Here is a 21233-nt window from a genome sequence, read left to right as displayed (position 1 = left end):
CCGCGCCGGCTTACCAGCCCTTGCTCTGCGGCGCCGCGGGGCGCTGGCCGCCGGGCTCGGCGACGGGTGGCTTCAGCGGCGGCGCCGGCACGATCGGGGTCTGCGGATACAGCTTCTGCCAGCGCGCCTTCAGGCCGCTGGCGATCTCGGCCTGGTTGTAGCGCTCGGCAAAGTCGATCGCGGTCATGCCCTGCTGGTTCTTCAGGCGCATGTCGGCGCCTTCGTCCAGCAGCAGCTTGACGGTCCCGATATGGCCGCCGCGCGCGGCCATCATCAGCGGCGTGGTGCCGTTGGGGCTTTCGGCGTCGATATACGCGGCATGGTCGACCAGGTACTTGACCACGTCGTTGTGGCCGTTGGTGGCGGCATAGTGCAGCGGGGCCCAGCCGGTCTTGTTGATCTCGGCCTCCATGTCGTCGACCATCAGTTTGACCATGTCGAGCTGGCCCTGCAGCGCGGCCATCATCAGCGGGGTCTCGCCGGCCGGGTTGGCCTTGTCGAAATCGATATCCTTGGCGCGGATCAGCACCGTGGCCGCCTTCAGCGACTTCTCGCGCAGCGCCAGCACCAGCGCCGGGTTGCCGCGGTTGTCGACCACATTGGGGTCGACGCCCTTGGCCAGCAGCTTCTTGACGGTGTTGGCGTCGTCGAATTCCACCGCCTTGCGCATGTCGTCGGCCGGCGCGGCCTGGGCGAGCGTGGCGGCGGCCAGCGCAATAGCGCCGGCGGCACGGCGGACGAACTTCATGTCAAACATGAGATTTCCTGTCAATGTGCTTGAATAGGTTGAAGAAATTTTCCGTTGTTTGTTCCGCAACCTGTTCCACCGGCACCCCGCGCAGCTGCGCGATGAACTCGCCCACATGGCGCACCCAGGCCGGCTCGTTGGTCTTGCCGCGGTATGGCACGGGGGCCAGGTAGGGAGAATCGGTCTCGATCAGCATGCGCTCGAGCGGCACCCTGCGCGCGGTTTCCTGCAGGTCCGCCGCGCTCTTGAAGGTGACGATGCCGGAAAACGAGATATGGAAGCCCTGGTCCAGCGCCTGGCGGGCGACATCCCAGGTTTCGGTGAAGCAGTGCATCACGCCGCCGGCTTCGCCCGCGTTTTCCTCGCACATCAGGCGCAGGGTGTCGTCGGCGGACGAGCGGGTATGGATGATCAGCGGCTTGCCGGTCTGGCGCGCGGCGCGGATATGGGTGCGGAAGCGTTCGCGCTGCCATTCCATCTCGGCGATGCTGCGGCCGTTGAGCCGGTAGTAGTCCAGTCCGGTCTCGCCGGTGCCGACCACGCGCGGGTGGGCCGACAGCGCCACCAGCCGCTCCAGGGTCGGGTCCTCGCCCTCTTCATAGTCGGGATGCACGCCGACCGATGCGTACAGGTTGGGATGCTGCTCGGCCAGCGCCAGCACGCGCGGGAAGTCTTCCAGCGTGACCGAGATGCACAGCGCATGCGTGACCTGGTTGGCGCGCATGTTGTCCAGCAGCTCTGGCAGGCGCGCGGCCAGTTCGGGGAAATCGATATGGCAGTGGGAATCGACAAACATGGGAAATCTCAGGTACGGCGTTGAGGCGGCGCTCAGGCCGCGTCCACGCGGCGGCCAACGATGATCAGGTCGCGCTCGACGCCGTCGAGCACGGCCACGCGCGGCAGGTCGCCCCAGCGCGTGAAGCCCAGCGCCGCGAACAAGGCCAGGCTGGGGGCGTTGTGGCCGAAGATAAAGCCGAGCAGCGTGTTCACGCCGACCGTGGGCGCATGGTGAATGGCCTGCTGCAGCAGGTAGCGCCCCAGCCCCCGGCCGCGGCGCTGTGCGTCCAGGTAGATCGACACCTCGGCGGTGGCGCCATAGGCCGGGCGCCCGTAGAAATCGGAAAAGCTCATCCAGCCGGCCATGCTGCCATCGGCGTCCTCGCACACCCACAGCGGACGGCGCCCGGGCTGGTGGGCGTCGAACCACGCCTGGCGCGAGGCCACGGTGACCGGCTCGGTGTCGGCGGTGACCATCCGCGAAGCCACCGTGCTGTTGTAGATGGCGACGATGCCCGGCAGGTCGCGGGGCTCGGCAATACGTAGCGAAAAATTCATTGACAATCAAAAGGTTGCGAGGGAAATCTCACAACATTCATAAGGTTTGTGTGGGGCGCCCGGACTCCAGCATCTTGCCCAGGATTTCCTCCACCGCGCGGCGCAGGTTGCGCCCGTTGTCGTCGTCGGGCAGGTGCACGCCGACACCAGGCGTCTTCATCGGCGTGCCCGCCGGAGTGATCCAGGCCACGTGGCCCGCGATCTGGTATTTCTGCGGCCGGTCCAGCAGCGACAATACCAGGAACACCTGCTCGCCCAGCCGGAACGGCCGGTTCGACGGCACGAAGATGCCGCCGCGCGCCAGGAACGGCATATAGGCCGCGTACAGTCCCGCCTGGTCCTTGATCGACAGCGACAGCACATTGGGACGCGAGGCCGCTCCACCGCCCGCTCCGCTGCCTGTGACGCTACCAAAGCCCGCTTCGGCCGGCCCGGTGCCAGCGACTGCCGTGTTCATGGTTGACCCCCTGATGACGTTGCTGCTTGTTGTTATGGCTTGTTGTCATGCACCTGCGCCCGGCCGCCTGCCGCGCTAGCGGAACAGCTGCCGGTACTCCAGGAATACGGCTTCCATCACCAGCCGCGCTGCCAGCGGATGATTCTCGCTGCGGCGGTGCGCGTTCAGGCGCGCGGCAAATGCCTGCAGGCCGTGCGCATCGGTGGCGCCGGCGCAGCGCACCAGCACGGCCCGCTCCCTGGCGAAGTACCGCGGCGTGGCACCGCCATCCAGGTGCAGTGCCAGCAGATCGTACGTCCAGCGCTGCAGGATGCCAAGCACGGCGGGCACCGGCAGTTTCTGCAGTTGCTCGGCCGCAGCGGCGGCGTCGAACCCGGCCGCGGCGCCGAGCTGGCCGACCAGCCAGCGCTGCAGCGGCTGCTCCTCGGCCTCGGCCGCGTGCAGCGCGGTCAGCGGCGAGCCGCCGGCCAGCGCCAGCTGGGCCTCGGCGTCCGCCACGCCTTGCCCGCGCAGCCACGCCAGCGCGGCCGCGGGCGTCGGGCGCTGGGCCGAGAACTGGCGGCAGCGCGACAGGATGGTCGGCAGGATGCGGTCGAGGCGGTCGGTCACCAGCAGGAACACCGTCGACGGCGGCGGTTCCTCCAGCGTCTTGAGCAAGGCATTGGCGCCCTCGGTCTGCAGCGCGTCGAGCGGATAGACCACCACCACGCGCAGCCCGGCGCGGTGCGTGCCCACCCCGACGGCCTCGATCAGCGCGCGCACCTGCTCCATGCGGATGATCTTGCTGGGCGCCTTTTTCTTGCCGCCCTCGTCGGTTTCCGCCTCGGCCGAGGCGTCGAGGGCCTCGGGCCGTACCACGGTGAAGTCCGGGTGGTTGCCCTGGCTGAACCAGTGGCAGGCGGCGCACTGGCCGCACGGCTGACCGTCCTCCAGCGGCGCCTCGCACAGCAGCCCCTGGGCGAAATGCAGTGCCAGGTCGCGCTTGCCGATGCCTTGCTGGCCGTGGATCAGCAAGGCATGCGGCAGCCGCTGGCGCAGCGCGCCCAGCCGTTGCCAGTCTTCTTTCTGCCAGGGATAGAGCATGTAAATCAACAGGTTAGCGGTCGAAGTTCGAGTACTGGCTGAATATTGCCGTGACGCCGGATTAAAATACCCTGCGAATCAGATAGTTGCGAGGATCTTCTCAAGTTCGTCGCGAATATCGGCAATGCTGCGCGTGGCGTCGATGACGCGGAAGCGCTGCGGCGACTGCGCCGCGCGGCGCAGGTATTCGTCGCGGGTGCGCTGGAAGAAGGCGCGCGATTCGGCCTCGAACTTGTCCGGCGTGCGCGCCGCGGCCAGGCGCGCGCTGGCGGTTTCCAGCGGCACGTCGAACAGCAGCGTCAGGTCGGGCTGCAGGCCGCCCTGGACCCAGCCCTCCAGCACTTCGAGCCGGCCGGTCGCCAGTCCCCGGCCGCCGCCCTGATAGGCAAAGGTGGCATCGGTGAAGCGGTCGGAAATGACCCACTTGCCGCGCTCCAGCGCCGGCGCGATGACTTCGGCAATATGCTCGCGCCGCGCCGCGAACATCAGCAGCGCCTCTGTCTCCAGGTGCATCTTGCGGTGCAGCAGGATCTGGCGCAGGTCTTCGCCCAGCGACGTGCCGCCGGGCTCGCGCGTGGTGACGACCCCGGCGATGTCGGCGCGCGCGCGCAGGCGGTCGGCAACCCAGTCGATATGGGTGCTCTTGCCGGCGCCGTCGATGCCCTCGAAGGTAATGAATTTTCCGCGCATGGAATGCCTATTTGCCGCGCTGGTACTTGTCGACCGCGCGGTTGTGTTCGGGTAGCGAGTTGGAGAAATGGCTGCTGCCGTCGCCGCGGGCGACGAAGTACAGCGCGTCGGACGGCGCCGGCGTGGTCGCCGCGGCCAGCGAGGCCAGCCCCGGCAGCGCGATCGGCGTGGGCGGCAGGCCGGTGCGGGTGTAGGTATTGTACGGGGTGTCGGCCTGCAGGTCGCGCTTGCGCAGGTCGCCGTCGAAGGCCTCGCCCAGGCCGTAGATCACGGTCGGGTCGGTCTGCAGCAGCATGTTCTTGCGCAGCCGGTTGATGAACACCGCGGCGATCATCGGGCGTTCGGCGGCCTGGCCGGTTTCCTTTTCGACGATCGACGCCATCACCAGTGCCTCGTACGGGGTCTTGTACGGCAGGTCGGGCGAGCGCGCGTTCCAGGCCTCGTTCAGGCGGCGCTGCATGGCGCGGTAGGCGTGCTTGTACAGCTCGAGGTCGCTGCTGCCGCGCGCGAACAGGTAGGTGTCGGGAAAGAACAGCCCTTCGGGCGAAGGCTCGGCCGCGCCGATGGCTTTCATCAGTTCGGCGTCGGTCATGTCGCGGGTGTCGTGGCGCAGCGCCGGGCTGGCATCGACTGCGGCGCGCATCTTGCGGAATTCCCAGCCCTCGATCACCGTGACCACGTAATGCGTGACCTCGCCGCGCGCCACCTTGCCGAGGATAGACAGCGGCGTGGCGCCGGCCTCGAATTCATAGCCGCCGGCCTTCAGCGCGGCGCCGTGGCCGGTCAGGCGCGCCAGCAGCACGAACAGCCGCGGGTCCATGCCCACGCCGCCGCGCTGGATCTGCCGGCCGACGCTGGCCACGCCGGAATTGGGCTTGATCACCACTTCCACCGGAGACTTGCTCAGCGACACCGGGTGGTTGGCCCACCACGCAAAACCGCCCGCGGCCGCCAGCGCCAACACCAGCACGGCAAGCCCAAGGCTGAGGAATAAACGTTTCATGTATCAGGTATAGGGACCGGCCGTCGGCTCCGCCGGCGGGCTTGCATGCCGCCGCGGACCACCGGCGCCGGCCGAAAATCTCGTAGCCCCATATAATAACCGGCAGCCCGGCACCGACCGTAAGCCGTGGCGCCGGCGCCTCCCGCGCGTCCGGCACCACGCACCGTCGGTAGCCCGTTTCCTTCCCTTCCCGATTTGCCTCGACGATTGCCTCGCAATGCCAGCATTGAATCCCCAAGCCCAGCAACTCGCCGCCAACCTTGACGCGCTGCAGGCCGGCGGCGTGGTCTGCACCCCGGCCGGGCTCGGCCTCGTCCGCGTGGCGGGCGACGATGCCGCCAGCTTCCTGCACACCCAGCTGACCAACGCGGTCGACGACCTGGCGCCGGGCACGGCGCGCCTGGCCGGCTACTGCTCGCCCAAGGGCCGGCTGCTGGCCACCTTCCTGATGTGGCGCGACGCCGACGGCATCGTGCTGCAGCTGTCGGCCGAAATCCAGGCCGCGGTGCAGAAGCGGCTGTCGATGTTCGTGCTGCGCGCCAAGGCCAGGCTGTCGGATATCACCCCGGTCCACGCTGTCCTCGGCGTTGCCGGCGCCGGTGCCGCCGGGGCGCTGGCCGCGGCCGGGCTCCCCGCGCCGGCAGGGGCATTCGACGTGGCCACGGCCGACGGTGCCACCGTGATCCGGCTGCCGGACGGCGCCGGCCAGCCGCGCTGGCAGCTGGTGCTGCCGGCCGAGCGCGCCGACGCGGTGCGCGCGGCGCTGTCCGCCACGCTGGCGGCTGCCGCGCCGGCGTTGTGGGACTGGCTCGAAGTGCAGTCGGGCCTGCCCCGCATCGTTGCGGCGACGCAGGAGCAGTTCGTGCCGCAGATGATCAATTTCGAGCTGGTCGGCGGCGTCAATTTCCGCAAGGGCTGCTATCCGGGCCAGGAAATTGTGGCGCGCAGCCAGTATCGCGGCACGCTCAAGCGCCGCATGTGGCTGGTGCAGGGTCAAGGCGAGGTGCCGGCGCCCGCGGCCGAGATCTATCGGCCGGAAGACCCGGGCCAGCCCTGCGGCATGATCGTCAACGCCGCGCTCGCGCCCGATGGCGGCTGGGCCGGGCTGGCCGAGCTGAAGATCGATGCCGCCGGCAGCGCGCTGCGGCTGGGCAGCGCCGAGGGCGCGGCGGTGGCCATCGCCAGCCTGCCCTACGCGGTGCCGCTGGGGGAAGCCGCCCAGGCCGCCGGCTGATTGCCACAGGAGCCGCCATGAGCGATCACCTCTACGTCTATTTCCGTGTGCCGGAAGCCGTTGCCGCCGAGGCGCTGCCGCACTGGCACCGCTGGATGGAAACGGTGGCCGAAGCCACCGGAATTGGTGGTACGCTGATGCGCAGGCCGGAAACCCGCGCCGGCGTGCAGACCTGGATGGAGTGCTACGCCGACGTGCCGCCCGCGTTCGATGCCACGCTGGAAGGGCTGTGGCGCCAGAGCGGGCTGGACCAGTGGGTGGAAGGCGAGCGGCGCGCCGAACACTTTATCGACCTGGACGTGCTGTAGGCGCCCTTGCATGACGTGTCGGCGCCGTCGGACTGAAGTACGCGGAAATACGCGCCGGACTGCCGGCGCGGCAGCCCCCGCGGCAAAGGAAGCAAAACGATGTGTCTGATCCTGGTTGCCTGGCAATCCCACCCGGACTATGCCCTGGTCGTGGCCGGCAATCGCGATGAATTCTATGCCCGCCCCGCGGCGGCCGCGCACTGGTGGCAGGATGCGCCCCAGGTGCTGGCCGGCCGCGACCTCGCCGAGGTCATCGGCGAGCCCGGTACCTGGATGGGTGTCAATGCCGACGGCCGCTTCGCCGCGCTGACCAACTACCGCGCCCCCTCCGAAAAACGCACCGACGCGCGCTCGCGCGGCGAGCTGGTGGCGGGCTTCCTGCGCGACCAGGCGGCGCCGTTCGACTACCTCGACAGCCTCGCCGGCGAAGACGGCGGCTACAACGGCTTCAACCTGCTGGCGAGCGACCTGCGCGAACTGTGGTGGTACAGCAACCGCTCGGCGTCGCGCCAGCCGCAACGGCTGCGTCCGGGCCTGTACGGCCTGTCCAACGCGCTGCTCGACACGCCCTGGCCCAAAGTGCGCAGCCGCGTCGGCGCGCTCGCCGAAGTGCTGGCCGCGGACAGCGGCCAGCCCACCGCCAGCGCCGAACCCTACCTGCAGATGCTGGCCGACGAGCGCCAGGCCGCGGATTTCGAGCTGCCCGCCACCGGCGTGGCGCCGGAGTGGGAAAAGCTGCTGTCGTCCGCCTTTATCCGCTCGCCGATGTACGGCACGCGCGCCAGCACGGTGCTGCGCATCCGCCACGACGGGCGCTTCGACCTGAACGAGCGCAGCTTCGACGCCGATGGCCGCATCGGCGACGTGGCCTACCACGGCACGCTGAACCTGTCGCGCGACACCGGCATTGTGCAGGCGCCGCGCTGAGCGCCGCGCCGGCGCTTTATCGCCGCAAGCGCTTGCGCATCTCCACGTGCGGGATGCCCGCCTCTTCGAATTCCGGCCCCACCTGCTCGAAGCCCACGCGCGCATAGAACGGCGCCGCGTGGGTCTGCGCGTTGAGCACCAGTTCCGGATAACCCAGCTGTTCCGCCTTGCGCATCAGCGCCTCCAGCACCAGCGCGCCGACGCCGCTGCCGCGCGCCGGCTTCAGCACGGCCATGCGGCCGATATGGCCGTCGGGCAGCAGCCGCCCGGTGGCCAGCGGCGTGCCATCCTCGTCCAGCGCCAGCGCATGCCAGCTGGGCTCGTCCCATTCGTCCCATTCCAGCTCCACCGGCACGCCCTGCTCCTCGACGAAGACGGTGTAGCGGATGGCGCGCGCGCGCTCGCGGGCTTCGGGCCAGGGGCAGATCAGGACGGTGGTGGGCATGGCGGCAAAAACGGGCAAGTGGCAATGCGAGCGCCAATGATACGCCAGCCCCGGCCCCACCGCAGCCGCACCAATGTGGAGCAGTGGGCGCACGAGACCAGCGTGCCTTGCACCATATCAGGGTTTACCTGGGGTCGGCAGCCGTATAGCAAATTTGTATGATGACCTGATTACCGAATGACCGGGAAAGCTGCCGTGTTCCAGAAAGTCCCTGCCCGCGCCCTGACTGACAACGTTGCCGAACAGCTGCTGGACAAGATCCAGAGCGGCGCCTTTGCCCGCGGCGACAAGCTGCCGACCGAGGCGGTGCTGTCCGAGGAGTTCGGCGTCAGCCGCACCGTGGTGCGCGAGGCCATCTCCCGGCTCAAGTATGAAGGCGTGGTCGAGTCGCGCCAGGGCAGCGGCGTGTTCGTGACGCTGCAGGCCGGCATCCGCCCGCTGCGCATCGACTACACCGACACCGGCACGCTCGAAGCGGTGCTGCAGATCGTTGAGCTGCGCCGCGCGATCGAAGCCGAGGTGGCCGCGCAGGCGGCCCGGCGCCGCACCGATGCCTCGATGGCGGCGATCGACGCCGCCCTAGCCCGCCTCGACGAGGTGGTGGCGCAGGGCGGCGACGGCGTCGCCGAGGACGTGGGCTTCCACCGCGCCATCGCCGAAGCCACCGGCAACCCCTATTTCCTCAAGACGCTCGAGTTCCTGAGCCAGTACCTGGAAACCGCCACGCGCGTGACCCGTACCAACGAGGCCCGGCGCGCGGACTTTTCGCGGCAGGTGCGCGAGGAACACCAGGCCATCGTCGCCGCGATCCGCGCCGGCGACCCGCTGGCCGCGCGCAATGCCGCGCAGAACCATATGTATAACGCCGCGCACCGGCTGGCACAGCTGGGCGCCGACGAAAGCGGCGCCGCGCACGGCGCCACCAACTGACGCGCCGCCGCACGCAACAAACCATCCGTATCTGTTTCAGGGAGTCCTTATGTCCAGGAATATCGGCGTCATCGGCCTTGGTGCCATGGGCTTTGGTGTCGCGCAGTCGCTGCTGCGGGCCGGTTTCAACGTGCATGCCTGCGACCTGCGTGCCGAAGTGCTGCAGCGCTTTGCCGATGCCGGCGGCGTGCCGTGCGCCTCGCCCGCCGAACTGGGCAGCCGCTGCGACGTGGTGCTGACGCTGGTGGTCAACGCGCATCAGACCGAGGCCGTGCTGTTCGGCGCCGACGGTGCCGTGGCGGCGATGCAGCCGGGCAAGCTGGTGATCGCCAGCGCCACGGTGCCGCCGGGCTTTGCCGAGACCCTGGGACAGCGCCTCGCTGAAAAAGGCCTGCTGATGTTAGACGCGCCGGTCTCGGGCGGCGCCGCGCGCGCCGCCAGCGGCGAGATGACCATGATGACCTCCGGCCCCGCCGAAGCCTATGCGCTGGCCGAGGACGTGCTGGCCGCCATCGCCGGCAAGGTGTACCGCCTGGGTGCCGCGCACGGTGCCGGCTCCAGGGTCAAGATCATCAACCAGCTGCTGGCCGGGGTGCATATCGCCGCCGCCGCCGAAGCGATGGCGCTGGGCCTGCGCGAAGGCGTGGACCCGGACGCGCTCTATGACGTGATCACCCACAGCGCCGGCAACTCGTGGATGTTCGAGAACCGCGTGCCGCATATCCTGAAGGGCGACTACACGCCGCTGTCCGCGGTCGACATCTTCGTCAAGGACCTCGGCATGGTGCTCGACACCGCGCGCACCAGCAAATTCCCGCTGCCGCTGTCGGCCGCGGCGCACCAGATGTTCATGATGGCCTCGACCGCCGGCCACGGCGGCGAAGACGATGCGGCGGTGATCAAGATCTTCCCGGGCATCGAGCTGCCGGGCCAGGCCGGACAGGTCAAATAAGGAGCACCGACCATGACCGCCCTGCTTGGCTGCATCGCCGACGACTTTACCGGCGCCACCGACCTCGCCAACACGCTGGTGCGCAATGGCATGCGCACCGTGCAGACCATCGGCGTGCCCGGCTCCATGGCCGATATCGGCAGCGCCGACGCCGTGGTGGTCGCGCTCAAGTCGCGCACCGTGCCCGCGGCCCAGGCCGTGGCCGAGTCGCTGGCCGCGCTGCAATGGCTGCGCGCGCAGGGCTGCCGCCAGTTCGTCTTCAAGTACTGCTCCACCTTCGACTCGACCGACGCCGGCAATATCGGCCCGGTGGCCGAGGCGCTGCTGGCGGCGCTGGACAGCGACTTCACCATCGCCTGCCCGGCCTTCCCCGAGAACGGCCGCACCATCTTCCGCGGCCACCTGTTCGTCGGCGATGCGCTGCTGAACGAATCGGGCATGGAACACCATCCGCTGACGCCGATGACCGATGCCAACCTGGTGCGCGTGCTGCAGCGCCAGAGCAAGCACAAGGTCGGGCTGCTGCGCCATGACGCGGTCGCGCGCGGCGCGCAGGCCACCGCCGAGCGCATCGCCGCGCTGCGCGGCGACGGCGTGCGCATGGCGATTGCCGATGCGGTGTCCGACGCGGACCTGCTCACGCTGGGCGAGGCGTGCGCCGGCCTGCCGCTGGTGACCGGCGGCTCCGGCATCGCGCTGGGCCTGCCCGCGAACTTCCGCCGCGCCGGCCTGCTGCCGCAGCGCGCCGACGCCGACGCGGTGCCGGCCATCGACGGTCCCGGCGTGGTGCTGGCCGGCAGCGCCTCGCGCGCGACCAACGGCCAGGTGGCACGCTGGCTCGAGCAAGGCCGCCCGGCGCTGCGCATCGACCCGCTCGCGCTGGCGCGCGGCGAGGCCGTGGCCGACGCGGCGCTCGCCTTTGCCGCGGCGCATGACCAGCCCGTGCTCGTCTATGCGACCTCGAGCCCCGATGAAGTCAAGGCGGTGCAGGCCGAGCTGGGCGTGGCGCACGCCGGCCACCTGGTCGAACAATGCCTGGCCGCGGTTGCCGCCGGGCTGAAGGCACGCGGCACGCGCCGCTTCGTGGTGGCGGGCGGCGAGACCTCGGGCGCGGTGGTGCAGGCGCTGGGCGTGCGCGCGCTGCGCATTGGCGCGCAGATCGCGCCGGGCGTGCCGGCCACCGTCACGCTCGATGCCACGCCGCTGGCACTGGCGCTCAAGTCGGGAAATTTCGGCGGCCCGGACTTCTTTGACGAAGCGCTGCGCCAGCTGGGAGGCGAGTGATGAGCACCGAAAGCAAGCTGCGCGAAGAGATCTGCCGCATCGGCGCCAGCCTCTACCAGCGCGGCTATACCGTCGGCTCGGCCGGCAACATCAGCGCGCGGCTGGACGATGGCTGGCTGATCACCCCGACCGATGCGTGCCTGGGCATGATGGATCCCGCGGCGGTCGCCAAGGTCGCCGCCGACGGCAGCTGGGTCTCGGGCGACAAGCCGTCGAAGACGCTGACGCTGCATCGCGCCATCTATGACAACAACCCCGGGGCGCACGCCGTGGTGCATACGCACTCGACGCACCTCGTGGCCCTGACGCTGGCCGGTGTCTGGCAACCGGACGACGTACTGCCGCCGCTCACGCCCTACTACGTGATGAAGGTCGGCCATGTCCCGCTGATTCCCTACCATCGCCCCGGCGATCCGGCGGTGGCCGCGCGCGTGGCCACGCTCGCAGCGCAGGTGCGCGGCGTGCTGCTGGAGCGCCTGGGGCCGGTGGTGTGGGAGTCCAGCGTATCGCGCGCCGCGTTCGCGCTGGAAGAACTGGAGGAGACCGCCAAGCTATGGATGACCATGAAAGACGTATCCGGCTTTGCCGCCCGCGCGGCGCTGCCCGACAGCGCCCTGGCTGAGTTGCGCGACGCCTTCCAGGCGCGCTGGTAGCACCAGCCCCGCTGCTTCCCTGACCACCTGGCCTGATCCTGGCGCGGCGGCCCCGGCCACCGCGCGGGGGACGCGCACCCCTGCGATTCGCGCGTGGCCGCAACCACAAGACCAGACTCACCACCATACCCGGAGACCACCGATGCCATCCAACCAACCGGCGGCCAGCGTGCCCGCCTTCGACAGCCTCGGCGGCAACGCCCGGCTCGACACCGACACCCAGATCGAGAAACGCGCCTACAGCAAGGTGTTCTGGCGCATCATGCCGTTCCTGATGCTGTGCTACGTGGTCGCCTACCTCGACCGCGTCAACGTCGGCTTCGCCAAGCTGCAGATGGGCCAGGACCTGGCCTTCTCCGAGACCGTGTTCGGCCTGGGCGCCGGCCTGTTCTTCATCGGCTATTTCCTGTTCGAGCTGCCCAGCAACCTGCTGATGCACAAGATCGGCGCGCGCATCTGGATCGCGCGCATCATGATCACGTGGGGCATCATCTCGGCGCTGTTCATGTTCGTGCAGACGCCGACGCAGTTCTACGTGATGCGCTTCCTGCTGGGCCTGGCCGAAGCCGGCTTCTATCCCGGCGTGATCCTGTACCTGACCTACTGGTTCCCGGCCAACCGCCGCGCCAAGATGATCGCGCTGTTCATGTCGGGCATCCCCATCGCCGGCATGTTCGGCAACCCGCTGTCGGGCTGGATCATGGACGCGTTCAACGGCACCCACGGCATGCGCGGCTGGCAGTGGATGTTCCTGCTCGAGGCGCTGCCCGCGTTCGTGATCGGCTTGCTGACGATCTTCGTGCTGCGCGACGGCATCGACAAGGCGCCGTGGCTGGACGCCGACGAGAAGCGCGTGCTCAAGCGCAATATCGAGGAAGACCAGCGCAATGCCGGCGCCGCCGCCGGCAAGGGGCATGGCCACTCGCTCGGCGCGGTGTTCGCCGACCGCCGCGTGTGGTGGATGTGCCTGATCTACTTCTGCTTCGTCACCGGCCAGTACGCGCTGACCTTCTGGATGCCCACGCTGGTGAAGTCCAGCGGCGTGACCGGCAACCTCAACATCGGCCTGCTGTCCGCGATTCCTTTCCTCTGCGCGGTGGTGGTGATGAACATCCTGGGCCACAGCGCGGATGCACGCCGCGAGCGCCGCTGGCACCTGATCGTGCCCGCGTTGATGGGTGCGCTGGGCTTTGCCATCGCCGCCTCGTTCACCAACAATACGACCGTGGCGATTGCCGCGCTGTCGCTGGCCGCCGCCGGCGTGCTGACCTGCGCCCCGCTGTTCTGGTCGCTGCCGACTTCGTTCCTGTCGGGCATCGCCGCGGCCTCGGGCATTGCGGTGGTCAACTCGGTGGGCAACCTGGCTGGCTTCGTGTCGCCGTACATGGTGGGTGCGCTCAAGGACCTGACCCAGAGTACCCAGTTGCCGATGTACGTGCTGTCGGCCATCCTGGTGGTCGGCGCCGTGCTGGTGTGGCTGACGCCCGCTAAACTGGTCAATCGCTGAACCCGCTTTCGCTTCCGGAGTTTCCCATGCCGCGCTTTGCCGCCAACCTGTCGATGATGTACCAAGAGCACGCCTTCCTGGACCGCTTTGCCGCTGCCGCGGCCGACGGCTTCCGGGCGGTCGAGTATCTGTTCCCGTACGAGCACCCCGCCGCGGAGCTGCGCGCGCGCCTCGACGCGAACGGCCTCGCGCAGGCGCTGTTCAATGCCCCGCCGGGCGACTGGGCGGCGGGCGAGCGCGGCCTGGCGGCGCTGCCGGGGCGCGAGGCGGAATTCCGCGGCACCATCGGCCGCGCGCTCGAATACGCCGGCGTGATCGGCAATGACCGCATCCATGTGATGGCCGGCCTGGTCCCCGCCGATGCCGACCCCGCGCGCTGCCGCGCCGCCTACCTGGAGAACCTGGCGTTCGCCGCCAGCGCGGCGGCCGCGCAGGGCGTGACCGTGCTGATCGAGCCGATCAACACGCGCGACATGCCGGGCTATTTCCTCAACCGCCAGGACGACGGCCAGGCGATCTGCAAGGAGGTCGGCGCGGCCAACCTGAAGGTGCAGTTCGACTGCTACCACTGCCAGATCGTCGAGGGCGATGTCGCGATGAAGCTCAGGCGCGACTTCGCCGGCATCGGCCATATCCAGATCGCCGGCGTGCCCGAGCGCCATGAGCCCGACCTGGGCGAGCTGCACTACCCCTACCTGTTCGACGTCATCGACGCGCTCGGCTATGCCGGCTGGATCGGCTGCGAATACCGCCCGCGCGCCGGCACGTCGGCAGGCCTGGGCTGGCTCAAGCCCTACCTCGGCCGCTGATGCAAAACCACTGAAGAGCTCTTGCCATGAACGTACTGATTACCGGCGGCGCCGGCTTTCTCGGCCTGCAGTTGGCCCGCCTGCTGCTGCGACGCGGCACCCTGAACCTCGACGGCAAGGCCGTTGCCTTCGAGCGCCTGACGCTGCTCGACGTGGTCGCGCCGCAGGGTCTCGACGACGCGCGCGTGCGCGTGGTCACCGGCGACCTGTCCGATCCCGCGGTGCTGCGCCAGGCCATCGACCAGGACACCGGCGCGGTGTTCCACCTCGCCGCCGTGGTCAGCGGCCAGGCCGAGGCCGATTTCGAACTCGGCATGCGCGTCAACCTGGACGCGTCGCGCGCGCTGCTGGAAACCTGCCGCGCACTGGGCCACCGGCCACGCGTGCTGCTCACCAGCTCGGTCGCGGTCTACGGCGGCGAGCTGCCGCCGGTGGTGCAGGACGACACCGCGCTCAATCCGCAATCGTCATACGGCGTGCAGAAGGCCATCGGCGAACTGCTGCTGTCGGACTACAGCCGCCGCGGCTTCGTCGACGGCCGCGTGCTGCGCCTGCCCACCATCAGCGTGCGCCCGGGCAAGCCCAATGCGGCGGCGTCGTCGTTCGCCAGCGGCATCATCCGCGAGCCGCTGGCGGGCGTGGCAGCGAACTGCCCGGTGGCGCCGGAGACCAAGCTGTGGCTGCTGTCGCCGCGCGCGGCGGTGGCCGCGCTGGTCAACGGCATCGAGCTTGCGGGCGAGCGCCTGGGCAATCGCCGCGTGGTCAACCTGCCGGGCCTGTCGGTCACCGCCGCGGGCATGGTCGACGCACTGCGCCGCGTCGCGGGCGATGCGGTGGCGGACCTGGTGACGTGGGAACGCGAAGAGCGCGTCGAGAAGATCGTCGGCACGTGGCCGGCGGCGTGGAACGCGGAGCGCGCCTTGTCGCTGGGGTTCGAGAGCGATGCCAGCTTTGATGCGGTGATCCGAGCTTATATGGAGGATGCGGGGGTGGGGAAGTAAGCTTCCGCCGTTCCGCCATGGCGACTGCTTGTTCAGTTGCTGAGAGCCAGTCCCCTCTCCCGCTTGCGGGAGAGGGCTAGGGAGAGGGCAGGACTTTCGTGCCCTTACGCGCCATGTCGCAAGGCACGCGCCTGCCCTCTCCCCCGCCCCTCTCCCGCAAGCGGGAGAGGGGAGCAAACCAGCGGGAGTCGAGGCGTCTTCGCGCCATCAACCCGCCGGCTTCACCACCTCATACCCCTCGATCACCTCCCGCACCACCCCCGGGATCGGCGCCGACTTCTGCGTCGCCGGATCCGCGCACACATAGACGATTTCACCGGTGATCAGGTGCTCGTCGCCCCGATACATCTCCACCCGGAACAGCATGCTCGACCGCCCCAGCCGCGCCATGCGGCCGCGGATATCGAGCTGATCGTCGAAGCGCGCCGACGCGTGGTACTCCAGCGTCGACTTGACCACGAAGATGTCGACGCCGTGCGCGTGCAGCACGTCTTCGGGATAGCGGATGCCCAGCGCGCGCCAGTACTCGGTCACGCAGATATCGCAATACGTCAGGTAGTGCGCATTGAAGACGATCGATTGCGGATCGACTTCGGACCAGCGCACGCGCAGCGGGATGGTATGGCGGAACTCCTCTTTGGCCATTGACGTGGTCTCCTCGGTGGATCAGCGCGGGCTTACTGCGGCTTGGCCAGCCCCAGCTTCTCGATGATCGCCTTTTCCTTCTTGACGGTATCGGCCGCGAACTGCGCGTACTGCTGCGTGTTCATGTAGAACGGCTCCATGTCGAACTTGGCCAGCGACTCGCGGTAGTTGGGCATTTCCATGGCCTTCTTGAAGGCGTCATGCAGCTTCTGCACGATCTTCGGGTCGGTGCCCTTGGGCGCGACCAGGCCGAACGGCGAGGTCTGCACGATGCCCATGCCCAGTTCCTTCAGCGTCGGCACGTTGGGGAAGCGCGCCGAGCGCTTCTCGCCCCAGGTCGACAGCAGGCGCAGCTTGCCCTGCTCCACGTACGGCGCCCAGGCCGGCGTGTCGGCCACCGACATCACGTGGCCGCCGAGCAGCGCCTGCATCGATTCCGAATTGCCCTTGTACGGGATGTGCGAGAACTGCACGCCCTGCTTCAGGGCCAGTTCTTCCATGGTCAGGTGCAGCGTGGTCATCGAGCCCGGCGAGCCGTAGGTCAGCTTGCCCGGGTTGGCCTTGGCGTAGGCGATGTAGTCCTGCATGGTCTTGATCGGCGAATCCGCCGGCACCACCAGGCCGAACGAATAGCCAGCAAGGTTGATGATGTAGCTCAGGTCCTTGACCGGGTCCCAGTTGATCTTGGTGGTGTAAGGCAGGCGGTAGACCGGCATGGCCACCTGCGCCAGCGTGTAGCCGTCGGGCGCGGTGCTCTGCATCAGCTGCGCCGGCAGCACGCCGCCGGCACCGGGCTTGTTCTCGACGATCACGGGCTGGCCCAGGATCTTCGAGGCGTTGTCGGCCAGCACGCGGAACGGGATATCCGTGGAGCCGCCGGCGGTGTAGCCGATCACCAGCCGGATCGGGCGCTGCGGGAACTTGTCGGCCTGGGCCTGGGCGGGCATGGCGGCAAGACCGAGGGCCGCGGCGGCGGCGGCGATGCCCGCGCGGGCGAGGAAGTGGCGGCGTTGCATTTGACGATGTCTCCTAGTGCTGCAAATCACTGCTTGAAAAATGCGTGGACCGGCGCGACCGCAAGGCGGGGCCTAGTCCTGCGAGGTGCCGAACGCGGTGCGCAGCGCGGCGACGGCATCGGCATGCGCCTGCGCCACCGCGGGCACGAACCGGCCCAGCTTGAAGAAGTCATGGATCATGCCGGGGTAGTCGGCCAGCGTGGCGGCAACGCCGGCGGCGCGCAGCTTTTCGGCGTAGGCCACGCCCTCGTCATGCAGCGGGTCGTAGCCGGCCACCGCGATCCAGGCCGGGCAGACCCCGTCCACCTCGGCACCGGTGCCGCCACCGTCGAGCGGGGCAAAGCGCCAGTCGTCGCGGCTGGCATCCTGGTCCAGGTACTGCGCGAAGAACCAGCGGATCATCTCCGCCGTCAGCAGGTAGCCGTCGGCCAGCGCGCGGTGCGACGGCGTATCCTGGCGCGCGCAGGTGCCCGGATAGATCAGCAGCTGCAGCACCGGCGCCCGGCCGGCATCGCGCGCCTCGACCGCGCAGGCCGTGGCCAGCGTGCCGCCGGCACTGTCGCCGCCCAGGCCGATGCGTGCCGGGTCGGCGCCGAGCCTGTCGGCTTCGGCGAAGACCCAGTGCAGCACATCGAAGGCGTCGTTGACCGCGGTCGGGAAGCGCCATTCGGGCCCGAGCCGGTAATCCACCGACAGCACCATGCAATCGGCCTGGCCGCACAGCAGCCGGCACAGCGGATCGTGCGAATCGACACTGCCGACCGTGAAGCCGCCGCCGTGGAAGTACACCAGCAGCGGCAGCGGCTCGACCCAGCTGGCCTCGCGCGGCGTGTACAGCCGGACCGGGATGGCGTGGCCGTCGCGGGCCGGCACCAGCAGGTCTTCCGCGGTATGCACCGGGGGCGGGTTGATGTCGAGGATCGGCGCACTTTTCTCGTAGGCGATCTTGGCGTCTTCCGGCGCCATGGCGTGGATCGGCGGCCGCTTGGCGCGCGCGATCAAGGCCAGCAACGCGGCCATCTGCGGGTCCAGCGGACTGTCCGGCAGGCCTGGCGTGGCGGATGGGGAAGACGGTACGACAGACATAGGGCGTAATGCGGCACAAACCCGGCGCCGACCCCGCGCAGCAGCGCGGGCGCGGCGTCGGCATCGGGACAAGTTCGAATAGTGAACGATCGTTCGATTTTAGTATGATGCCAGATGTTTCCGACCCCGGGCAGTCCGAGATAACCCGGAAAAGTCCTGTCCGCCCTGCCACGCCAGCAGTTTTTGCGCGATCATCGGCTGCAGCGGCGCCGGGGCCTGCGGAAACGATGCGACAGTGCCATTGAACCCCAACCCGGGGCGCGGTGCCAGCGGCGGGCCAGGCACGTGACAACGACGAATTCCAACGCGCATTCCACTATTTCGCGGCAGATCCCAGCAGGAGACAAGCAAACATGGCGTTCATCTACTATCTGACCCACATTCACCTGGACTTCGGCGCGGTCAGCGTGCTGAAGTCGGAATGCGAGCGCATCGGCATCCGCCGGCCGCTGCTGGTCACGGACCAGGGCGTGGTCGCGGCCGGCGTGGCGCAGCGCGCCATCGATGCGATGCAGGGCCTGCCGGTGGCAGTGTTCGACGAGACCCCGTCGAACCCGACCGAGGCCATGGTGCGCAAGGCCGCCGCGCAGTACCGCGAGCAAGGCTGCGACGGGCTGGTGGCGGTGGGCGGCGGGTCATCGATCGACCTGGCCAAGGGCATTGCCATCCTGGCCACGCACGAGGGCGAGCTGACCACCTATGCCACCATCGAAGGCGGCAGTGGCAAGATCACCGACCGGGCCGCGCCGCTGATCGCGGTGCCCACCACCTCGGGCACCGGCAGCGAGGTCGCGCGCGGCGCCATCATCATCCTGGACGACGGCCGCAAGCTGGGTTTCCACTCCTGGCACCTGCTGCCCAAGTCCGCAGTGTGCGATCCCGAACTGACGCTGGGCCTGCCCGCCGGCCTGACCGCCGCCACTGGCATGGACGCCATCGCCCACTGCATCGAGACCTTCCTGGCGCCCGCCTTCAACCCGCCCGCGGACGGTATCGCGCTCGACGGCCTGGAGCGCGGCTGGACCCACATCGAGCGCGCCACCCGCGACGGCAACGACCGCGATGCGCGCCTGAACATGATGAGCGCGTCGATGCAGGGCGCGATGGCGTTCCAGAAGGGACTGGGCTGCGTGCATTCGCTGTCGCACCCGCTCGGCGGACTGAAGATCGACGGCCGCACCGGCCTGCACCACGGCACCCTCAACGCGGTGGTGATGCCGGCGGTGCTGCGCTTCAATGCCGACGCGCCCACCGTGGTGCGCGATCACCGCTACGCGCGCCTGCGCCGCGCCATGCACCTGCCCGACGACGCCGACCTGGCGCAGGCGGTGCACGACATGACCGCGCGCCTGGGCCTGCCCACCGGGCTGCGCCAGATGGGCGTGACCGAGAACATGTTCGACAAGGTGATCGCGGGCGCGCTGCTCGACCACTGCCACAAGACCAACCCGAAACAAGCCAGCGCCGCTGATTATCGGCGTATGCTTGAGCAGTCCATGTAGCACAGGCCTTCACCGGGCGGACCGACCAAGCGGCTGCCCGGCTGGCCCTCCCACAGCGCAGGAGACAATATGAGCGGCGAGCACTTGCAGGTAGTCCATGGCGATATCACCCGGATGGAAGTCGATGCCATCGTCAATGCGGCCAACAGCGGCCTGCTCGGCGGCGGCGGCGTCGACGGGGCCATCCACGGGGCCGGCGGCCCCGCCATCATGGAGGCCTGCCGCGCGATCCGCGACGCGCAGGGCGGCTGCCCCACCGGCGAGGCGGTGCTCACCACCGGCGGCCGCCTGCCGGCGCCCTACGTGATCCACGCGGTCGGGCCGGTGTGGCAAGGCGGTGGCCAGGGCGAAGAAGAGCAGCTTGCCAGTGCCTACCGCAACAGCATCCGGCTGGCGGCGCAGCATCACCTGCGCACGCTGGCCTTCCCCAACATCAGCACCGGCATCTACGCCTTCCCGCGCGAGCGCGCCGCGGATATCGCCATCGCCGCGGTGCGCGAGGCGCTGGCCGGGGCGCCGGAGATCGAGCAGGTCACCTTCGTCTGCTTCGATGACGAGAACTACCGGCTTTACCGCGAGCGGCTGAGCTGAAGCCTGCATGCGGCGGCCTGGGCCGCCGCATGCGTGCGCACCGATCAGGCCGGCAGCGCGCTGCGGATCAGCTGGTTGATCCGTTCCGGCTGCTCGTGGATCACCCAGTGGGTGCCCTCGGGGATGCGCTCCAGCCGCAGGTCGGGCACGAAATCGGCCAGGCCGTCGACCAGCGACTTCGGCAGCGCGCGGTCGCGCTCGCCCCACACCACCAGCGTCGGCACCCTGACCACGAACGCCGCCGGATCCAGCCGTGAAATATCGGGCGGCGGCTCGCCCTCGCCTGGCGGATGCATCGGCGAGGCCCGGTAGAAATTGACGCCGCCGGTCAGCGGATGCACGCCGGCGTCCTTGCCCTCGCCCGGCTGCGACCACGCCGCGTGATACCTGGCGCGGGTCTCGGCGGTGTACCACGCCGCCGGCTTGCCGTCGTCGTCGGACAGCATCCGGTCCAGCAGCGCGAAGTCGTTGGCCGCCAGCGCCTGCTCCGAGCCCGGCTTGCGCAGCCAGTTCATATAGGCAGACGCGGCCTGCTGCGCCGGATCGGTGGCGAGCGCGCGCGCGAACAAATACGGATGCGGCGAATTGACGATGACCAGCTGGCGCACCAGCTGCGGGAACTGGATCGCCAGGTTCCAGCAGATCGCCCCGCCCCAGTCGTGCGCCACCACCACGGCCTGGTCATAGCCCAGCGCGCCGACCAGCTGCACCAGGTCTTCAACGATATGGCGCGGCCGGTAGGCGCTGACGTCGGCGGGCTTGCTCGACAGGTTGAAGCCGCGCAGGTCGGGCGCGACGGCGAAATGCGTGCGGCCGAACTCGGCCAGCTGCGCCTCCCATTCGAACCAGAATTCCGGAAAGCCGTGCACGAACAGCATCAGCGGCTTGCCGCGCTCGCCCGCGCTGGCGTAGTGCAGCCGGGTTTCGTTGGGCAGCGTGGCGTACTGCAGGTGGCGGATCACGGCGGCGGGCGCTGCCATGTTGTTCTCCATATGCGGTCCTCCTCGTTGCGGCGTTGTACGGGCGT

The 21233-nt window shown here is 69.1% G+C and carries 24 protein-coding genes; 12 read left to right on the top strand and 12 right to left on the bottom strand.

The features are described 5' to 3' along the window. Nucleotides 1–10: 10 nt before the first annotated feature. The 7 genes from MKD38_RS22470 to mltG all read right to left on the bottom strand — a co-directional run bounded on the left by MKD38_RS22470 (nt 11) and on the right by mltG (nt 5316). Entirely contained in the window at nt 11–757 is a 747-nt protein-coding gene (locus MKD38_RS22470) for an ankyrin repeat domain-containing protein (RefSeq protein ID WP_371925730.1), read from the bottom strand. Further along, complete coding sequence (locus MKD38_RS22465; protein WP_252680185.1) at nt 750–1544, bottom strand: TatD family hydrolase; 795 nt, start codon at nt 1542–1544, stop codon at nt 750–752. Before MKD38_RS22465 ends, MKD38_RS22470 begins: the two co-directional genes overlap by 8 nt. A 32-nt stretch (nt 1545–1576) precedes the next feature. After that, nucleotides 1577–2083 (bottom strand): GNAT family N-acetyltransferase, encoded by a 507-nt coding sequence (locus MKD38_RS22460; protein ID WP_252680183.1) that lies wholly within the window; start codon nt 2081–2083, stop codon nt 1577–1579. A 37-nt stretch (nt 2084–2120) separates the two neighbouring features. Beyond that, a complete protein-coding gene (locus MKD38_RS22455) occupies nt 2121–2540 on the bottom strand; it encodes a PilZ domain-containing protein (RefSeq protein WP_252680181.1) in 420 nt (139 codons plus the stop codon). Nucleotides 2541–2615: 75 nt separating this feature from the next. Continuing rightward, nucleotides 2616–3623 (bottom strand): DNA polymerase III subunit delta', encoded by a 1008-nt coding sequence (locus MKD38_RS22450; protein ID WP_252680179.1) that lies wholly within the window; start codon nt 3621–3623, stop codon nt 2616–2618. Between the two features lie 78 nt (nt 3624–3701). Further along, on the bottom strand, nt 3702–4313 hold the full coding sequence (gene tmk, locus MKD38_RS22445; RefSeq protein ID WP_092316382.1) for a dTMP kinase: 612 nt from the start codon (nt 4311–4313) through the stop codon (nt 3702–3704). Nucleotides 4314–4320: 7 nt separating this feature from the next. Continuing rightward, a complete protein-coding gene (gene mltG, locus MKD38_RS22440) occupies nt 4321–5316 on the bottom strand; it encodes an endolytic transglycosylase MltG (RefSeq protein ID WP_252680177.1) in 996 nt (331 codons plus the stop codon). Nucleotides 5317–5533: 217 nt separating this feature from the next. Here mltG and ygfZ point away from each other — a divergent pair, with 217 nt between their 5' ends. The 3 genes from ygfZ (at nt 5534) to MKD38_RS22425 (ending at nt 7785) form a co-directional block, all read left to right on the top strand. After that, complete coding sequence (gene ygfZ, locus MKD38_RS22435) at nt 5534–6550, top strand: CAF17-like 4Fe-4S cluster assembly/insertion protein YgfZ (protein WP_252680175.1); 1017 nt, start codon at nt 5534–5536, stop codon at nt 6548–6550. 17 nt (nt 6551–6567) lie between these two features. Next, complete coding sequence (locus tag MKD38_RS22430) at nt 6568–6858, top strand: DUF4936 family protein (protein WP_012352764.1); 291 nt, start codon at nt 6568–6570, stop codon at nt 6856–6858. A gap of 99 nt (nt 6859–6957) precedes the next feature. After that, nucleotides 6958–7785 carry an NRDE family protein gene (locus tag MKD38_RS22425; RefSeq protein WP_252680173.1) on the top strand — a complete coding sequence of 276 codons (828 nt, stop codon included), beginning with the start codon at nt 6958–6960 and terminating at the stop codon, nt 7783–7785. Between the two features lie 16 nt (nt 7786–7801). Here the strand turns inward: MKD38_RS22425 and MKD38_RS22420 are convergent, their stop codons facing one another. After that, complete coding sequence (locus MKD38_RS22420; protein WP_115706860.1) at nt 7802–8230, bottom strand: GNAT family N-acetyltransferase; 429 nt, start codon at nt 8228–8230, stop codon at nt 7802–7804. 195 nt (nt 8231–8425) lie between these two features. On the opposite strand from MKD38_RS22420, the gene MKD38_RS22415 reads away from it, so the two are divergent. The 7 genes from MKD38_RS22415 to denD all read left to right on the top strand — a co-directional run bounded on the left by MKD38_RS22415 (nt 8426) and on the right by denD (nt 15366). Beyond that, nucleotides 8426–9160 carry a FadR/GntR family transcriptional regulator gene (locus MKD38_RS22415; RefSeq protein WP_252680171.1) on the top strand — a complete coding sequence of 245 codons (735 nt, stop codon included), beginning with the start codon at nt 8426–8428 and terminating at the stop codon, nt 9158–9160. 49 nt (nt 9161–9209) lie between these two features. Continuing rightward, nucleotides 9210–10112 (top strand): L-threonate dehydrogenase, encoded by a 903-nt coding sequence (gene ltnD, locus MKD38_RS22410; RefSeq protein ID WP_252680169.1) that lies wholly within the window; start codon nt 9210–9212, stop codon nt 10110–10112. Nucleotides 10113–10124: 12 nt separating this feature from the next. Beyond that, entirely contained in the window at nt 10125–11396 is a 1272-nt protein-coding gene (otnK, locus tag MKD38_RS22405; protein ID WP_252680167.1) for a 3-oxo-tetronate kinase, read from the top strand. Beyond that, nucleotides 11396–12049, top strand: a complete 654-nt coding sequence (gene otnC, locus MKD38_RS22400; protein WP_252680165.1) for a 3-oxo-tetronate 4-phosphate decarboxylase — start codon at nt 11396–11398, stop codon at nt 12047–12049. The genes otnK and otnC overlap by 1 nt, the downstream gene beginning before the upstream one ends. Before the next feature lie 142 nt (nt 12050–12191). Further along, on the top strand, nt 12192–13556 hold the full coding sequence (locus tag MKD38_RS22395; RefSeq protein WP_252680163.1) for an MFS transporter: 1365 nt from the start codon (nt 12192–12194) through the stop codon (nt 13554–13556). A gap of 26 nt (nt 13557–13582) precedes the next feature. Then, on the top strand, nt 13583–14365 hold the full coding sequence (otnI, locus tag MKD38_RS22390; protein ID WP_252680161.1) for a 2-oxo-tetronate isomerase: 783 nt from the start codon (nt 13583–13585) through the stop codon (nt 14363–14365). 26 nt (nt 14366–14391) lie between these two features. After that, nucleotides 14392–15366, top strand: a complete 975-nt coding sequence (gene denD, locus MKD38_RS22385; RefSeq protein WP_252680159.1) for a D-erythronate dehydrogenase — start codon at nt 14392–14394, stop codon at nt 15364–15366. 207 nt (nt 15367–15573) lie between these two features. Here denD and MKD38_RS22380 read toward each other — a convergent pair whose 3' ends face one another. From MKD38_RS22380 to MKD38_RS22370, 3 genes are all read right to left on the bottom strand, one after another. Further along, nucleotides 15574–16011 carry a YbgC/FadM family acyl-CoA thioesterase gene (locus tag MKD38_RS22380; RefSeq protein WP_183300653.1) on the bottom strand — a complete coding sequence of 146 codons (438 nt, stop codon included), beginning with the start codon at nt 16009–16011 and terminating at the stop codon, nt 15574–15576. 32 nt (nt 16012–16043) lie between these two features. Then, nucleotides 16044–17027 carry a tripartite tricarboxylate transporter substrate binding protein gene (locus MKD38_RS22375; protein ID WP_252680157.1) on the bottom strand — a complete coding sequence of 328 codons (984 nt, stop codon included), beginning with the start codon at nt 17025–17027 and terminating at the stop codon, nt 16044–16046. Nucleotides 17028–17099: 72 nt separating this feature from the next. Next, nucleotides 17100–18113 (bottom strand): alpha/beta hydrolase, encoded by a 1014-nt coding sequence (locus MKD38_RS22370; RefSeq protein ID WP_252680155.1) that lies wholly within the window; start codon nt 18111–18113, stop codon nt 17100–17102. A 353-nt stretch (nt 18114–18466) separates the two neighbouring features. Here MKD38_RS22370 and gbd point away from each other — a divergent pair, with 353 nt between their 5' ends. Then, on the top strand, nt 18467–19615 hold the full coding sequence (gene gbd, locus MKD38_RS22365; RefSeq protein WP_252680153.1) for a 4-hydroxybutyrate dehydrogenase: 1149 nt from the start codon (nt 18467–18469) through the stop codon (nt 19613–19615). 69 nt (nt 19616–19684) lie between these two features. Continuing rightward, on the top strand, nt 19685–20206 hold the full coding sequence (locus MKD38_RS22360; RefSeq protein WP_252680151.1) for an O-acetyl-ADP-ribose deacetylase: 522 nt from the start codon (nt 19685–19687) through the stop codon (nt 20204–20206). A gap of 44 nt (nt 20207–20250) precedes the next feature. Here the strand turns inward: MKD38_RS22360 and MKD38_RS22355 are convergent, their stop codons facing one another. Next, nucleotides 20251–21198, bottom strand: a complete 948-nt coding sequence (locus tag MKD38_RS22355; RefSeq protein ID WP_252680149.1) for an alpha/beta fold hydrolase — start codon at nt 21196–21198, stop codon at nt 20251–20253. Nucleotides 21199–21233 lie beyond the last annotated feature (35 nt).

Source organism: Cupriavidus sp. WGlv3 (assembly GCF_023952475.1).
In the GTDB taxonomy this organism is placed as follows: Bacteria; Pseudomonadota; Gammaproteobacteria; order Burkholderiales; family Burkholderiaceae; genus Cupriavidus; species Cupriavidus phytorum.
This window is presented reverse-complemented; position numbering and strand designations above follow the sequence as displayed.

Excerpts from the sequence above, each read along its gene's own strand:
- MKD38_RS22470 (WP_371925730.1), bottom strand. The coding sequence starts at position 757 with ATGTTTGACATGAAGTTCGTCCGCCGTGCCGCCGGCGCTATTGCGCTG.
- MKD38_RS22465 (WP_252680185.1), bottom strand. The coding sequence starts at position 1,544 with ATGTTTGTCGATTCCCACTGCCATATCGATTTCCCCGAACTGGCCGCG.
- MKD38_RS22460 (WP_252680183.1), bottom strand. The coding sequence starts at position 2,083 with ATGAATTTTTCGCTACGTATTGCCGAGCCCCGCGACCTGCCGGGCATC.
- MKD38_RS22455 (WP_252680181.1), bottom strand. The coding sequence starts at position 2,540 with ATGAACACGGCAGTCGCTGGCACCGGGCCGGCCGAAGCGGGCTTTGGT.
- MKD38_RS22450 (WP_252680179.1), bottom strand. The coding sequence starts at position 3,623 with ATGCTCTATCCCTGGCAGAAAGAAGACTGGCAACGGCTGGGCGCGCTG.
- tmk (WP_092316382.1), bottom strand. The coding sequence starts at position 4,313 with ATGCGCGGAAAATTCATTACCTTCGAGGGCATCGACGGCGCCGGCAAG.
- mltG (WP_252680177.1), bottom strand. The coding sequence starts at position 5,316 with ATGAAACGTTTATTCCTCAGCCTTGGGCTTGCCGTGCTGGTGTTGGCG.
- ygfZ (WP_252680175.1), top strand. The coding sequence starts at position 5,534 with ATGCCAGCATTGAATCCCCAAGCCCAGCAACTCGCCGCCAACCTTGAC.
- MKD38_RS22430 (WP_012352764.1), top strand. The coding sequence starts at position 6,568 with ATGAGCGATCACCTCTACGTCTATTTCCGTGTGCCGGAAGCCGTTGCC.
- MKD38_RS22425 (WP_252680173.1), top strand. The coding sequence starts at position 6,958 with ATGTGTCTGATCCTGGTTGCCTGGCAATCCCACCCGGACTATGCCCTG.
- MKD38_RS22420 (WP_115706860.1), bottom strand. The coding sequence starts at position 8,230 with ATGCCCACCACCGTCCTGATCTGCCCCTGGCCCGAAGCCCGCGAGCGC.
- ltnD (WP_252680169.1), top strand. The coding sequence starts at position 9,210 with ATGTCCAGGAATATCGGCGTCATCGGCCTTGGTGCCATGGGCTTTGGT.
- otnK (WP_252680167.1), top strand. The coding sequence starts at position 10,125 with ATGACCGCCCTGCTTGGCTGCATCGCCGACGACTTTACCGGCGCCACC.
- otnC (WP_252680165.1), top strand. The coding sequence starts at position 11,396 with ATGAGCACCGAAAGCAAGCTGCGCGAAGAGATCTGCCGCATCGGCGCC.
- MKD38_RS22395 (WP_252680163.1), top strand. The coding sequence starts at position 12,192 with ATGCCATCCAACCAACCGGCGGCCAGCGTGCCCGCCTTCGACAGCCTC.
- otnI (WP_252680161.1), top strand. The coding sequence starts at position 13,583 with ATGCCGCGCTTTGCCGCCAACCTGTCGATGATGTACCAAGAGCACGCC.
- denD (WP_252680159.1), top strand. The coding sequence starts at position 14,392 with ATGAACGTACTGATTACCGGCGGCGCCGGCTTTCTCGGCCTGCAGTTG.
- MKD38_RS22380 (WP_183300653.1), bottom strand. The coding sequence starts at position 16,011 with ATGGCCAAAGAGGAGTTCCGCCATACCATCCCGCTGCGCGTGCGCTGG.
- MKD38_RS22375 (WP_252680157.1), bottom strand. The coding sequence starts at position 17,027 with ATGCAACGCCGCCACTTCCTCGCCCGCGCGGGCATCGCCGCCGCCGCC.
- MKD38_RS22370 (WP_252680155.1), bottom strand. The coding sequence starts at position 18,113 with ATGTCTGTCGTACCGTCTTCCCCATCCGCCACGCCAGGCCTGCCGGAC.
- gbd (WP_252680153.1), top strand. The coding sequence starts at position 18,467 with ATGGCGTTCATCTACTATCTGACCCACATTCACCTGGACTTCGGCGCG.
- MKD38_RS22360 (WP_252680151.1), top strand. The coding sequence starts at position 19,685 with ATGAGCGGCGAGCACTTGCAGGTAGTCCATGGCGATATCACCCGGATG.
- MKD38_RS22355 (WP_252680149.1), bottom strand. The coding sequence starts at position 21,198 with ATGGAGAACAACATGGCAGCGCCCGCCGCCGTGATCCGCCACCTGCAG.